The 12,535-nt window shown below is 57.6% G+C and carries 16 protein-coding genes and 1 pseudogene; 7 read left to right on the top strand and 10 right to left on the bottom strand.

Annotated elements, in window-relative coordinates; genetic code table 11:
- The first annotated feature begins 74 nt into the window (after positions 1 to 74).
- The gene (locus PSH64_RS20005; RefSeq protein WP_105347131.1) at positions 75 to 896 is read left to right on the top strand and encodes a MinD/ParA family protein; all 822 of its coding nucleotides are present in this window, start codon (positions 75 to 77) and stop codon (positions 894 to 896) included.
- A 55-nt stretch (positions 897 to 951) separates the two neighbouring features.
- Here the strand turns inward: PSH64_RS20005 and PSH64_RS20000 are convergent, their stop codons facing one another.
- Together PSH64_RS20000 and PSH64_RS19995 are read right to left on the bottom strand one after the other, a co-directional pair.
- Complete coding sequence (locus PSH64_RS20000; protein WP_105347129.1) at positions 952 to 1,437, bottom strand: adenosine-specific kinase; 486 nt, start codon at positions 1,435 to 1,437, stop codon at positions 952 to 954.
- A gap of 48 nt (positions 1,438 to 1,485) precedes the next feature.
- Entirely contained in the window at positions 1,486 to 1,989 is a 504-nt protein-coding gene (locus PSH64_RS19995; protein ID WP_105347127.1) for an SLATT domain-containing protein, read from the bottom strand.
- Positions 1,990 to 2,180: 191 nt separating this feature from the next.
- Between PSH64_RS19995 and yfcF the strand changes: the two genes are divergently transcribed.
- Both yfcF and PSH64_RS19985 read left to right on the top strand, forming a co-directional pair.
- On the top strand, positions 2,181 to 2,813 hold the full coding sequence (gene yfcF, locus PSH64_RS19990) for a glutathione transferase (protein ID WP_305478349.1): 633 nt from the start codon (positions 2,181 to 2,183) through the stop codon (positions 2,811 to 2,813).
- Between the two features lie 63 nt (positions 2,814 to 2,876).
- Positions 2,877 to 3,290, top strand: coding sequence for a DUF1801 domain-containing protein (locus PSH64_RS19985; RefSeq protein WP_105347123.1), 414 nt, complete (start codon positions 2,877 to 2,879; stop codon positions 3,288 to 3,290).
- A 185-nt stretch (positions 3,291 to 3,475) separates the two neighbouring features.
- Here the strand turns inward: PSH64_RS19985 and PSH64_RS19980 are convergent, their stop codons facing one another.
- Positions 3,476 to 4,036, bottom strand: a complete 561-nt coding sequence (locus tag PSH64_RS19980) for an acyl-CoA thioesterase (RefSeq protein ID WP_305478348.1) — start codon at positions 4,034 to 4,036, stop codon at positions 3,476 to 3,478.
- A gap of 106 nt (positions 4,037 to 4,142) precedes the next feature.
- On the opposite strand from PSH64_RS19980, the gene PSH64_RS19975 reads away from it, so the two are divergent.
- The gene (locus tag PSH64_RS19975; protein ID WP_105347118.1) at positions 4,143 to 5,108 is read left to right on the top strand and encodes a GlxA family transcriptional regulator; all 966 of its coding nucleotides are present in this window, start codon (positions 4,143 to 4,145) and stop codon (positions 5,106 to 5,108) included.
- A 40-nt stretch (positions 5,109 to 5,148) separates the two neighbouring features.
- On the opposite strand, the gene PSH64_RS19970 is transcribed toward PSH64_RS19975, so the two are convergent.
- Both PSH64_RS19970 and PSH64_RS19965 read right to left on the bottom strand, forming a co-directional pair.
- The gene (locus tag PSH64_RS19970) at positions 5,149 to 5,616 is read right to left on the bottom strand and encodes a GNAT family N-acetyltransferase (RefSeq protein ID WP_305478347.1); all 468 of its coding nucleotides are present in this window, start codon (positions 5,614 to 5,616) and stop codon (positions 5,149 to 5,151) included.
- A 53-nt stretch (positions 5,617 to 5,669) separates the two neighbouring features.
- Positions 5,670 to 6,467, bottom strand: a complete 798-nt coding sequence (locus PSH64_RS19965) for an alpha/beta fold hydrolase (protein WP_105347113.1) — start codon at positions 6,465 to 6,467, stop codon at positions 5,670 to 5,672.
- 133 nt (positions 6,468 to 6,600) lie between these two features.
- On the opposite strand from PSH64_RS19965, the gene PSH64_RS19960 reads away from it, so the two are divergent.
- Positions 6,601 to 6,990 carry a cytochrome c family protein gene (locus PSH64_RS19960; protein ID WP_305478346.1) on the top strand — a complete coding sequence of 130 codons (390 nt, stop codon included), beginning with the start codon at positions 6,601 to 6,603 and terminating at the stop codon, positions 6,988 to 6,990.
- A gap of 117 nt (positions 6,991 to 7,107) precedes the next feature.
- Positions 7,108 to 7,443, top strand: a complete 336-nt coding sequence (locus PSH64_RS19955) for a hypothetical protein (RefSeq protein WP_105347109.1) — start codon at positions 7,108 to 7,110, stop codon at positions 7,441 to 7,443.
- Between the two features lie 152 nt (positions 7,444 to 7,595).
- Here the strand turns inward: PSH64_RS19955 and PSH64_RS19950 are convergent, their stop codons facing one another.
- The 3 genes and pseudogenes from PSH64_RS19950 to PSH64_RS19940 all read right to left on the bottom strand — a co-directional run bounded on the left by PSH64_RS19950 (position 7,596) and on the right by PSH64_RS19940 (position 9,821).
- Positions 7,596 to 7,901, bottom strand: coding sequence for a panthothenate synthetase (locus tag PSH64_RS19950; protein WP_105347252.1), 306 nt, complete (start codon positions 7,899 to 7,901; stop codon positions 7,596 to 7,598).
- Positions 7,902 to 8,400: 499 nt separating this feature from the next.
- Positions 8,401 to 8,871, bottom strand: a pseudogene (locus PSH64_RS19945) (phage infection protein); the annotation flags it as partial.
- A gap of 191 nt (positions 8,872 to 9,062) precedes the next feature.
- Positions 9,063 to 9,821: a TSUP family transporter gene (locus tag PSH64_RS19940; protein WP_305478343.1), complete on the bottom strand. Its 759-nt coding sequence runs from the start codon at positions 9,819 to 9,821 to the stop codon at positions 9,063 to 9,065.
- A 116-nt stretch (positions 9,822 to 9,937) separates the two neighbouring features.
- On the opposite strand from PSH64_RS19940, the gene PSH64_RS19935 reads away from it, so the two are divergent.
- On the top strand, positions 9,938 to 10,876 hold the full coding sequence (locus tag PSH64_RS19935; RefSeq protein WP_305478342.1) for a LysR family transcriptional regulator: 939 nt from the start codon (positions 9,938 to 9,940) through the stop codon (positions 10,874 to 10,876).
- A gap of 85 nt (positions 10,877 to 10,961) precedes the next feature.
- Here the strand turns inward: PSH64_RS19935 and PSH64_RS19930 are convergent, their stop codons facing one another.
- Positions 10,962 to 11,522 (bottom strand): YSC84-related protein, encoded by a 561-nt coding sequence (locus tag PSH64_RS19930; RefSeq protein WP_105347100.1) that lies wholly within the window; start codon positions 11,520 to 11,522, stop codon positions 10,962 to 10,964.
- A gap of 460 nt (positions 11,523 to 11,982) precedes the next feature.
- Positions 11,983 to 12,513: a DUF2867 domain-containing protein gene (locus tag PSH64_RS19925; RefSeq protein ID WP_370694453.1), complete on the bottom strand. Its 531-nt coding sequence runs from the start codon at positions 12,511 to 12,513 to the stop codon at positions 11,983 to 11,985.
- Between the last annotated feature and the right edge of the window lie 22 nt (positions 12,514 to 12,535).

Here is a 12,535-nt window from a genome sequence, read left to right as displayed (position 1 = left end):
TTCAGCTATTCTTCCGGCATCTGGATAGTGCCATTACGTACTGGCACACGATGCGCAGGGAAGGGAAGGATAAAATGGAAGATGTGCATTGCGTGCAAGTTATTGCTGTGACCGGCGGCAAGGGAGGCGTGGGCAAGACGACGGTGGCGGTTAACCTTTCGTTGGCATTGGCGAAAATGGGGCGTCGCGTCGTACTGCTGGATGCTGATCTTGGCCTGGCAAATATCGATATTCTGTTGGGGCTGACCCCACGCTACACGCTGGCCGATGTCATCGAAGGGCGTTGCGAGCTGTCCGAGGCGCTGGTGCCGGGGCCTGGAGGCATTCGTGTGGCTCCGGCCGCTTCCGGTTTGCAGAGCATGATTCATCTGGAGCCTGCGCAATACCGTGCGCTGATCCACTCCTTTAGTGATATCGGCGACAAACTGGATGTGCTGATCATCGATACAGCCGCCGGTATCGGTGGCTCGGTGATCAATTTCATCCGCGCAGCGCAGGAAGTGATGGTGGTGGTGTGCGATGAACCCACCTCGATCAGCGGCGCCTACGGCCTGATCAAATTGCTCAACCTGAACTACGGTCTGCACCGTTTTCGCGTGCTCGCCAACATGACGGGCAGCCCGGCGGAAGGTCGTAATCTGTTTGCCAAGTTGGAAAAGATTACCGATATGTTTCTGGATGTCTCGCTGCAATACGTTGGCGCGGTGCCGAACGACGAAAGTGCGCACAAGGCTGTGCAGAAGGGGCGTGCAGTGTTGGAAGCCTTCCCTCGTTCCAAGTGCGCTCAAGCCTTTCAGGCCCTTGCGCACAACGTCGACACCTGGCCGTTGCCGACTCATCCGCGAGGGCATGTGGAATTCTTCGTTGAGCAACTTGTGCAGAATTCCGGCAGATGAATTAGTTGGAGCGCAGGAGCGCAGAAACCCCGGACGTTGGTCGCCGGGGTTTCGATCACACCTTATAGCCGATCTGCCGCAACAAATTCTTGCGCCACAGAATGTCTTCGTCGCCTTCGATGCCATTGGCACAGAAGCCATCCACGACGCCCAGAATCGCGCGTCCCTGTTCCGTCTCTGCAAGAATCACTTCGGTTGGATTGGCTGTTGCACAGAAAATACGGCACACCTCGGGCACCATTTTGACGGCGTTCAATACGTTCAGCGGATAGAAACCGTCGCCGAGGAAAATGATGAAACTATGGCCCGCGGCAAGGGTTTGCGCATTTTTTTGCGCCAGTTCGATCATGGCGGCATCGGTGCCAGACCATCGCACCAGGCATTTGCCCGAGGCTTCACAAAAAGCCACGCCAAACCGGATACCGGGCACAGTGTTGACCAACGCTTCGTGGAGGTCTTCAACGGACTTGATGAAGTGCGTCTGACCCAAAATGAAGTTCGTCGCTTCGGGCTTGTCGATGTTCAACGTGATGAGTTGCATTTCAAACGCCTCCTTTCACGGTGCTATGGGCCAGCGTCTGGCCTCTGTTCAAGCCGGAACGGTGTCTTGCTCCTCTGGCGGGGGCTCCGGGTGGACGCGAACATCCCCCAGCTTCCTTATCGTTGACTTGGGCAAGGTCGGGGCATCCAGAAGAATCGCATCGATGCGTTTGCGGATGTCCAAAATGATGGGACCCAGGGTCACCTCGTCCTTGCCGCTGGCAATCTCGTCCTGGATCTCACGGGATATCGCCCCGAGTTTCTCGCAGGTGTCTTTGTGCCCGGCAGCCCGGATGTCAAAGTTCAGGAAGGTCTGAACCGAGCTCAACACCAGGGTCAGGAGTGAAAGGATGCCGGCGGCATATTGGAGCCATGGCGGCGAGGAGTCACTGATTGAGCCAAAGACGCTGGCGCTGACTATCGCTGACAGCACCACGCAGGGAATGCCCAGTTTCCAGCTGAATTTCTCGAAATTCCGGGCACTGATTTCGTGTTCGATCTGCAACCGTACGATCATGCGATTCCATTTGGTCAGTAGCTCGAGCCGGCTCATGGTTGCAGTCCTTTGCAGGGGGATACAGGTGAATATTAGCTCTTATTTGCCCTCCGGCGAGGATTCAGGGGCTAGAGCGGCGAGCTGCGCCAGCCGGCATTCCGCGCAGGAATGCGCCCATAAAAATCATGAATTTTATTTATGGTTCCGGATTTCGTAGGGTGTCTGTTCAAGCATATGGAGATCGCCCCGTGAACAATGCCCGCCTGCGTCTGTACGTCGACTCTCAATTGACCAGCCCCTATGCCATGTCGGCCTTCGTGGTTCTTCGCGAAAAGGGCATCGAATTCGACATGACCCCGCTCAACCTCGAAACGGCTGAAAACCAGGCGGCAGACTATACCAGCCTCTCCCTGACCCAGCGCGTACCGACCCTCGTGCAGGGCGACTTCGCCTTGTCCGAATCCTCGGCGATCACGGAATACCTGGAAGACGTTTTCCCGCGGACGCCGGTTTACCCGCAAGACCTGAAGCAGCGTGCGAAGGCACGGCAAGTCCAGGCATGGCTGCGCAGTGACCTGCTACCCATTCGGCAGGAGCGATCTACACTGGTGGTGTTTTATGGCCTCAAATCGGAGCCCTTGTCGCCGGCAGCCGAGGTGGCAAAGAACAAGTTGTTCGACGCTGCGCAAGCGCTGCTGGCTGGCGGCCCCAAGTACTTGTTCGGGCAATGGTCGATTGCCGATGTGGATCTGGCCCTGATGCTCAACCGGCTGATACTCAATGGTGATTCCGTGCCACCCGCGCTGGTGGAATACGCGCAGCGCCAGTGGCAGCGACCCGCAGTACAGGAGTGGGTCAAGCTGCAACGCCCTGGGTTGTAGTCCAGTCAGCGATACTCCAGTGGCGGGCGAGCTTCGATCATCATGAAGAGGGAGAGAACCATCATGAAGAAGGCGACAACCAAGGAGGCGTCGGGCTCAACGGACGCCGAGGGCGAAGGCTCTGCCTCTGCGCTGATCGACGCGAAAATCAAGGCGCTGGATGATTGGCGGGGCGAGACACTCGCCCGGGTTCGGACGCTCATCAAACAGGCCGACCCCGAGGTGGTCGAGGAGTTGAAGTGGCGGGGCGTTCCGGTCTGGTCCCATGCCGGCATCCTCTGTACCGGCGAGACGTACAAGAATGCCGTGAAGATGACATTCGCCAAGGGCGCCTCGCTGGAAGACCCTTCAGGGTTGTTCAACGCCAGCCTCGACGGCAACACCCGGCGTGCCATCGATCTCCACGAGGGCGACCGGATTGATGAAACAGCCTTGAAAGCGCTGATTCGCGCCGCCGTGGCGCTCAATCTGTCGTAGTGCTGTTCAGTCGAGCACCGATTGCGGTTCATCCAGGTGATCGATGTGCTTGAAGCGCCCGACCAGAAAATCGATCAGGCTGCGATCCTGGCGGCGACGTTGTCTTCCCCGGGCACCATTGCGGTGGCGGGCATGTTGAATGTGATGGCCTTTTCGCGGGCAAGCCTACAAGGGATTGCGCTTGATCAGAGGGGCGCTCGGGCAACCAGACCTTCTTCCCCTCGCAGCTGACGGCTCATGTCGTCGCAGCTTTGCGACCAGGTCGTCAGCCACATCGGCATTTCGGGTGACTGTTCGGCCAATCCCAGCTCGCGGGCGAACTCGACCGGTGCAACCGTGCCTTTGGCCGCGCGGAACAGCCCCCGCATGATGACGATGCCAATCACCCGTCCTTTGCTCACGAAGCGGTGCTCCATAAAGCTCCACTTGCCGTCCCAGCCGAGTGTGCGGGTATGAATCTCGAACGATTCGAACAGCTTCAACTCACGACGAAACTTGCCCCAGGTATCGCCAACGATCGGCACGGCCTTGTTGCGCAAGGCTACTCGAAAGGCGCCGCTGCGCAGCACGAAATCCATGCGGCCGATATCGGCCAGGGTGAAATAGCGGCCATTGGTGACGTGCCGGTTGAGGTCAAGGTCGAGCGGCCAGACGCGCATACGGATGACGGTGGTGGCCAGGCCGTCCACCGGTTTGCGCCATGGGCGACGGAACAGCATGAGGATAAGTCGGAACCAGAGATTCATAAGTACGCCGAGGATTGAATGACCGGTGAACTTTAGGGGGCGGAAATCGGATAAGGTAGGTGCACAAATGACTTTTTTCATGCGAAAAGCGCAATCTGGATGATTCATGCACGTCACCCTGCTACTGGCTGATCAATGTTCCGCCGCCAGCGCCACCCTGGCGCTGGAAGTGCTCAGTGCCGCCAACCTGTTCGCCGATGCCGCCAGTGCGCCGTTTGAGGTGGTTGCCGCCTCGCTGGATGGCGCCGATGTCGCCGCATGGGGAGGGCAAACGCTGCGCGTGGACCGATCCATCGCCGACATTTCCCGAACCGATCTGGTGGTGATTCCGGGATTCCTCTTCACACTGAAGGACGCCTTGCCGGCATTTCCCGGTTATGGGCCGTGGCTGCGTCAACAGCACGCGCAAGGTGCTGTCGTGGCTTCGATGTGTACGGCGGCGTTCATGCTTGCCGAAGCGGGAATGCTGGACGGCATTCGTGCCACCACGCACTGGGCCTTCGCCGATTTTTTTCGTCGCCGGTATTCAGAGGCCTGTCTGGAAGAGGCGCAGATCCTCTGTGAAGACAATCGCGTGATCACCTGCGGTGGCGCGACGGCCGCCATGGATCTGTTGCTGCATCTGATCCGCCGCTTCGCTTCACTGGAGCTGGCGCAGAAGTGCGGCAAATACTTGCTGGTCGACAACGTACGCAGCGAGCAATCGGTCTATGTCATGTGGTCGATGCCGAAGCACCATGGGGATGGCGAAATCCTGCGGGTTCAAGCGTGGCTGGAAGATCATTTCCATCAGCCGCTGCTGATCAATGACATGGCCGAGCGATTCGGATTCGGCGTCAGGAACTTCAAAAGGCGATTCAAGGAAGCCACCGGTTACACGCCGCTGACCTACCTGCAAACGCTGCGTCTGGAAAAGGCAAAGCAGCTGCTCGAATCCACACGAATGACCCTGGACAGCATCACGTACAAAGTCGGCTACGAGGACAGCAACTCATTTCGCCGGCTTTTCCAGCAACGAGTGGGCCTGCTACCGGCGGCTTACCGGAAGAAGTTTCAAGCGAGTGGGAGTTGAGTGACATCGGCTCCTGATCGAGGCGGTTTAAAAACCTGGGTCAAGGCGCAGCGCTCGGACGAACATAGTAATTGTCGAACTCGCCGCTTTCGACGAATTGGAAGCCATGGCGGATGTAAAACCGATTCGAAGCGCTCTCTTTGAGCGCGCCCACCCTGACAGGGAGCGCGGCGGCATCCGCTTCTTTGAAAATCTGTTTGAGGACCGCAGAGCCTACACCTGTTCCCTGAGCATTCGGTCGCACATACAGGTGGTCAAGCAGCAGTTCATTCAGGAGAGGCTTGACCACAATAAAACCGACCCGCTCGCCGGCCAGCTCAATGTGGCGCGTGTTGCGGCAATCAAAACCGTTGAGAAAACGCTCACGGGCACGTACCGGATCAAATCGCCCAATCCGTTCAAGACTTTCGCGCATGGCCTCAATTCGTATGGCCACAAGATTGTCCAGGTCGGTGGGTCGAGCCGCGACCAAAATGACTGGAGGACTTTCAACAGGTCTGACGGACATCGTCTGCGCTCTAATTATCATCACGGGGAGCCAGTATAGAGCGTGAGCTCAAATCAACTGCGCTCAATAAATTGCACGATGACCTGATTAACGACCTCAGGATGGGTAATCGGCCCCATATGACCAAGCCCCTCAAGTTCCACCACTTCAACGTTCGGCAATGTGGCGGTCAGTAGTCGCGCCACGGCCCGTGACGAGGCCGGCGAGTCCTTGCCGACCATGAACAGCACCGGCAGGTCGAGTGAGCGGAACGCCTGCAATGGTGTCGGCTCGTTCAACAACGCGTGAGCCCAACCCCGCACATTGGCCACCGCGGCGGCGATGGAGGGTTTGCGTTGTTCCGGGGTTTGCGCCCAGGCCCCGTCACCCATCCAGTAGTCAATGAAGTGTTGGGCCGCAGCGTCCAGGTTACCCGCCTCTAGCGCTCGCCCGGCGTTTGCGACGACTTCCTGGATGGCGTCCGCTTCGTTGGGTGGAGGCGTTTGGGCGTTGAGCAGGGAAAACAGCGTGGGCTCATATAACACCATGGCGCGCACCCGATCGGGGTTCTGCAATGCCGCGATCAATGCCACCGCCGCGCCATAAGAATGACCGACCAGAATCAGCGGCTCACCCGCGCGGGCGAGCACCGGCTCGGCGAAGAGCGCTTCGTCGCTGAGGGTGACGGTTCGATCGGTGGGCCACGCCGGGCTCTTGCCGGCACCCAACGAATCGAGTGCCAGGACCCGAAACTTCGCCGCCAGAAGATCTTGCAGCCCACGCCACTGCACTGAGTGACTGGCATTGGCATGAAAACAGACAACACCTGGGCCTATGCCTGCGTCCCGGAAAAAGGGTTCGATGGGTTTCATTCTGGCCCTCCTGCAGCGACGTTAAAGGAGCAAAAAGAGTTATAGATTAGCTTCAATGCTTCGGCGTAGCAGCCAGTCATGATGAAATAGCCGCCCGCTTTCGCTGTCAGCAACACCTGATTTGGAGCAGAACATGAAAAACGCCGCCGTACTCACCTTCGCCTTGATGCTCAATACCGGGTTATTCAGCCTGCAAGCAGCAGCGGCGGGGGATGCTGAGGCAGGTGAGAAACTGTTCACGCGAATCTGCGGCGGCTGCCATCAAGTGGGGAGTTCGGCGCGGGGTTCTTTCGGTCCGCAGCTCAATGCGATTTTCGGGCGTACTGCGGGAAGCACGACGGACTACCAGTACTCGTCCGCCATGAAATCATCAGGCGTCGTCTGGACCCGCGAAACCCTCACCGCCTACATCCAGGCACCGAAGGAAGTGGTCCCCGGCACCCGCATGATTTTCTGGGGCCTCAGCGACCCGGAAAAGATCGAAAACCTGTTGGCCTATCTGCAGACGTTTCAGCCGCAATGATCGGTGCCTCATCGATCCGCTTTTTTCAGTGTTGAGTGATATCAATGGGCCACTTCATCCGTTAGAGTATGCGCCGCCCGAGAGATGGATCCCGGGCATTTCTAATGGAGTGACACAGTGAATTACCTCAGCAAAGTGGTTGCCGTAGCCCTGTTCGGCCTGGTTCTGGCGGGTTGCACCGGCACCCCGATGAAGACTCAGCAATACGACAGCAGCCAGTACACCGTTGTCGGCCACAGTGAAGCGACCGCCACTGGCCTGCTGCTGTTCGGCGTCATCCCGATCCAGCAGAACAACCGCTTCATCCGCGCTCAGGACGCTGCGATCAAGGCCAAGGGCGGCGACGCCATGATCAACACCCAAGTGCAGGAAAACTGGTTCTGGGCCTGGGTCCTGACCGGTTACACCACCAAAATCTCCGGTGACGTGGTCAAGCTGAAAACCGTTCAGTAAGTGGAGTGCGCCTTCAGCCATTTCAGCTGCGGCGCATTCCTTGTAGCAGCTGCCGAGCTTGCGAGGCTGCTGCTACAGATCGCATTACGGCTTAGGATATCGACCGGGGTGAGGCACATCCAGATGCCATCACCCGGCTCGTTGATCGAACCTCACGCCCACGCTTTTCCGAGCACTTCCAGACCGGCGTTTTGCAGGTCTTGCGGGCTCATGACCACACGGAATTTGCAGCTGGCCTGGAAGTTGAGGAAGAAGGGTTCCGCATATCCGGGGATTTCGGAAGGATCCGCTATATCGATCAGAAAAATTCCACATCGCATGCCATTTTGCTCAGTGAAATAAGTTGTCTCGGGCTTAATGGTTTCCAGGATGCGGTTCATGATTTCGCCGATCTTCCCCGACCGGACAAACGCATTGAAAGGTTCATGGGGAAACTCGACCATCAGTAGCATTTTCATCATTCGATACTCTGTTTGAAGTGGCGCGCTCCTTACCCGGATCCTTACTCCTGATTTTGATGCCGCAAGCCGTGCCGCAGCGTGTGTGGTTAAGAATAGCGAAGGGTGAGGGAGCGTCGGGGCGGGGTTACGGACGGTCGCTGTTGATGATTCAGCGCCGGCGCCAATTTCGCTAAAACCCGCATCTATGCGGCTTCGGGCGAACATCGATGCAGTCGGGCGCTAAAAAAGGCATGAAAAAACCCGGCTGATGAGGCCGGGTTCTTTGGTCGAGTGTTGCGATAAAGCCACTCATTCATGCAACGCGATTTTCGATCAGACGATCCGAACCACCTTCAGCAACGCGATTCTCGATCAGACGATCCGAGCCACCTTCAGCGACGCGGTTTTCGATCAGACGATCCGAACCACCTTCAGCAACGCGATTCTCGATCAGACGATCCGAGCCACCTTCAGCGACGCGATTCTCGATCAGCCGATCCGAACCACCTTCAGCGACGCGGTTTTCGATCAGACGATCCGAGCCACCTTCAGCGACGCGGTTTTCGATCAGCCGATCCGAGCCACCTTCAGCGACGCGATTCTCGATCAGCCGATCCGAACCACCTTCAGCGACGCGATTCTCGATCAGACGATCCGAGCCACCTTCAGCGACGCGATTCTCGATCAGACGATCCGAGCCACCTTCAGCGACGCGATTCTCGATCAGACGATCCGAGCCACCTTCAGCGACGCGGTTTTCGATCAGACGATCCGAGCCACCTTCAGCGACGCGATTCTCGATCAGCCGATCCGAACCACCTTCAGCGACGCGGTTTTCGATCAGACGATCCGAACCACCTTCAGCCACACGGCTTTCAATCAGGCGATCCGAGCCGCCTTCAGCGACGACCGGGTGAGTAGAAGAAGCGGCAAAAGCGTTAACTGCAAAAACCGAGAAAGCGATACTGAGAAGGGTTTGGCGTTTCATGATGGTGTGCTCCGGGGTGTTATTGGTTGGGTATGGAGCGGATGTTACGCCGGGGATTTTTTATGAGAACTTCATTGACGTGATGGTGACTATCGACGCCAACAATGGTTGAAACGCGGTGGCAAATGCCGTGTCCACGCGTCATGAGCCCACACCTGTCGAACATTGGATGCGGGCTGTTTTCCTCAGGTTTACGTGAACAGGTCATAAGACAGTTTGCCGATCAGGATCAGCAGCAATACCAGGAACAACGCCCGAACAAAGGGCACGCCTTTATGAACCGCCAGCCAGGTGCCGGTCAGCGCGCCGAGGATGTTGAATGCGGCCATGGGAATAGCGATCAGGTAAAGCACGTTCCCCGTTGGAATGAAGAACATCAGCGCTGCTATGTTGGTCGCGATATTCACCAACTTGGCCGACGCCGAGGCATGCAGGAAGTCGAAGGCGAAGCAGCGGATGAACAGGAAGATCAGGAAGCTGCCGGTGCCGGGCCCGAACAGTCCGTCGTAGAAGCCGATGGCGCCGCCGATGATGATCGCCAGCAGTTTTTCCCTGGTGCCGATGTGCATGGGCTTGTGCAGGGCACCGAAGTCCTTTTTCCAGAAGGTGTAGATCGCCATCAGCACGATCAACACCAGCACCGCCGGCCGGATCACCGACTGGGGGACGAACGACACCGTGGCCGCACCGAAGAAGGACATGACAAACGCCGCACAGGCGGCGGGGACCACCAGACTCCAGTTGATCACCACTTTGCGCACGAAAGACCGGGCCGCGAATGCAGTACCACAGGCTGCCGCAACCTTGTTGGTACCCAGCAGTGCCGCCGGTTGTGCCGTGGGCAGCACGTTGAACAGAGCGGGTATCTGGATCAGTCCACCGCCGCCCACCGCTGCATCGATCAGGCCGGCAGAGAAGGCGAATACGCAAAGGATGACAATATCGATCATGGAATCAGGCTCTGACGGTGAACGGTGGGTGAGAGTCCAGGGTTGAACGGAAGGTTAACCAAAGCGCTTTTTTTGTGTTGCAATGCCACGTTGTGAAAAGTGCAACGAGGTGGCGCATGGCATTGGATATGTTGGGGGAACTTGAAGCCTTCGCGACGGTGGCTCGCAAGCGCAGTTTCGTCGCGGCGGCACGGACCCTGGGGCGCTCTCCCAGCGCGCTGACCCGCGCCGTTCAAGCCCTGGAGGAAAGTGTCGGGGTCAAGTTGCTCAATCGCTCCTCCAATGCGGTGAGCTTGACCGAGGCGGGTGAGCGCTTGTTGTCCCACGCCTACAAAATGCTGGATCTGCAACGTGAGGCCGATGAAGACCTGGCCGGCATCAGCGGCCTGGCCTGCGGTTGGGTCCGCTTTTCCGCCCCCGAGTTTCTCGGCCACGGGGTATTGCCCCGGTTGATCGCGCAGTACGGCGAGCGTTATCCAGACGTGAACGTCGACGTGATTTTCACTGATGAAACCATCGACCCGGCCAAGAGCAAGCTGGACTTCTCGATTCGCGGCGGCTATCCGCAATCCAGTGACCTGATCGGCTTTCCACTCTGGAGTTATTCACGTTATCTGTACGCCAGCCCCGAGTATCTGGAGCGGCACGGAATGCCCGACTCCATCGAGGCGCTGGAGGCGCACTCGCTGATCCTGCACACGGCGCCGCGGATACTCAAGGAATGGAATTTTCGCAGTGAGGCGCAGGCCATCAGCGTTCGGGCTCATCCCAAATTTCGCTTCAACTCCGGCTCGGCGGTGTTCCAGGCGGCCCTGGCGGGCCTCGGCATCGCCCGCCTGGCGGACTGGCTGGCGGAGCCCGAAGTGCAAGCGGGGCGCCTGCTGCGGGTGTGTCCGGGGTACAAACTTACCTCCAGCAGCGGTGAGAGCCCGCAGATGCACGCGGTGTACCCGGCCGGGAATCTGCCGCTGCGGGTGAAGTCGTTGCTGGAGCTGATCCGTGGTTTTGGCGAAAGTCTTGATCGAAAACATGCGGTAACGCTGCAGGCTGGCTGATGCATCACCAATCGCGAACACAAAAACGGGCACCCTTCAGGTGCCCGTTTTCATTCGCTCCATCGCTTGCCCCAAACGACCGGTTCTAGCGCTTGATCAGGGAAATCTTGGTGCCTTCTATGCTGACCCCAGCCATCAACCCTTGCTGGTCGAAAATGAACGCATAGGCCTCGTCCTTCAGCGTTGTACTGGACAGATTCTTCGCCACCCCAGCATCAACCAATACAACAGTGGGGCCTACGCCGATTTCCCAGCCCTTGGTTTTACGTACATAGTCCACGGCTTTGTCGGTCATCAGGAAAACCGCATAGCCATACGACTGTGCGCCTGCCTGCAGCCCCCAGGACCCGGTTACGGAGTTGTAATAATTCTCCACTTTCTTGTTCTTGAACAATACGCCTTCGCCGTAGCTGCCCCCGAACACAAGCCCTGCCTTGATGATTTTCGGGAAGACAAGAATCGCTTTGGCATTGTGCGAAATTGATTCGGCCAATGGTGTGGACTTGTAAAGAGTTTGCAACGCTTGCTGAGAGTCGACTTTCAAATCCTCAGCGGTTGCCGCACCAGCAGTGTTCAGGAAGCTCGCCGATGCCAGTGAGGCTGTCGCAAGAACGATCGATAGGAAGAACCGCATTGACTGAGTCATGTTAGTACTCCGATACGGGAGCATTGGATGTGAGCAGCAGTCAGCACCTGCCCTCGGCAGAATCCGAGCCTGCTGAAATTATCCGGCGCACCCTAAAGTGGTGTGAACTACTGGCTTCGCCCTTGAATGAAGCAGGCCGGAGGCCTGTGATCAGTGGCGATGTCATCACTTGTTTCGACATCTGTGTGTTGGCCGGGTTCGAAAAAAACAAATCGGGCGCCTGACAAGGCGCCCGTTTTCATTTATTCCGCGGAATATACTCGCAGCACCAAGTCGAAGCGGGTGACGAATTCTTTTTTGCATTCAGTCTTGAGCACGTTTAATTGCATTGGCGAGCGTTGCGGCTTCACCTCTTAGTGAATCGAACTTTTCGTTCAGCTGTCCTCTCGCTTTGCACATCCACTGACTCCAGTGAGTGGTGCCGTCGCTTTCAAACACGACAGCGAGCTGATCGAGCGCCTTAAGGGCAGGTAGCCAGAGGCCAACCGACGCGCGCTGCACGGAGGAGGCTGGCCTTAACAACCAAGCGGTGAAATGGGGCAATAACGAAGATGTAGGTCCGGCCTAGACGGTTGTGGCACTGGACCACGGTTGAAAAAACGAGTTGGCGACTGTCTTCCGGCTCTGCCTCTTCAGAACATAGGATCGATATCCGGAAGTCGAGGTGCTTGTCGTCCTCTCCCAACACGATTTCAGTCTGGTTCGTGCTGTAGACCTTGAAGATTCCAATCCGATTAGCAAGTGATGCCAAATGTTTGGCCGTCTTGAGACCAAAACAGGCAACGATAGTGTCTCGGATTTTCATGAGCCATCCGATCCAGGATGGCTGGTGGGAAAGGATGAATCGAGCTAGCAAATCTGGATTGCTCGATGTGCCCGCAGGGAGCCGAATCGCAAAAGCGTCCGCCAGGTGCATCGCCTTGTAAAGGTGGGTGATGCCGGACCTCGAGGGGACTGGCACGGACATAATGAGCTCAAACTCTCGGGGCATCGGGGATCTCTCCTGAGTTCTA

This window comes from Pseudomonas sp. FP1742 (assembly GCF_030687145.1).
Classification (GTDB): Bacteria; Pseudomonadota; Gammaproteobacteria; order Pseudomonadales; family Pseudomonadaceae; genus Aquipseudomonas; species Aquipseudomonas frederiksbergensis_D.
Note: the sequence above shows the minus strand (reverse complement) of the source record. Positions and strands in the feature narration are given on the sequence as shown.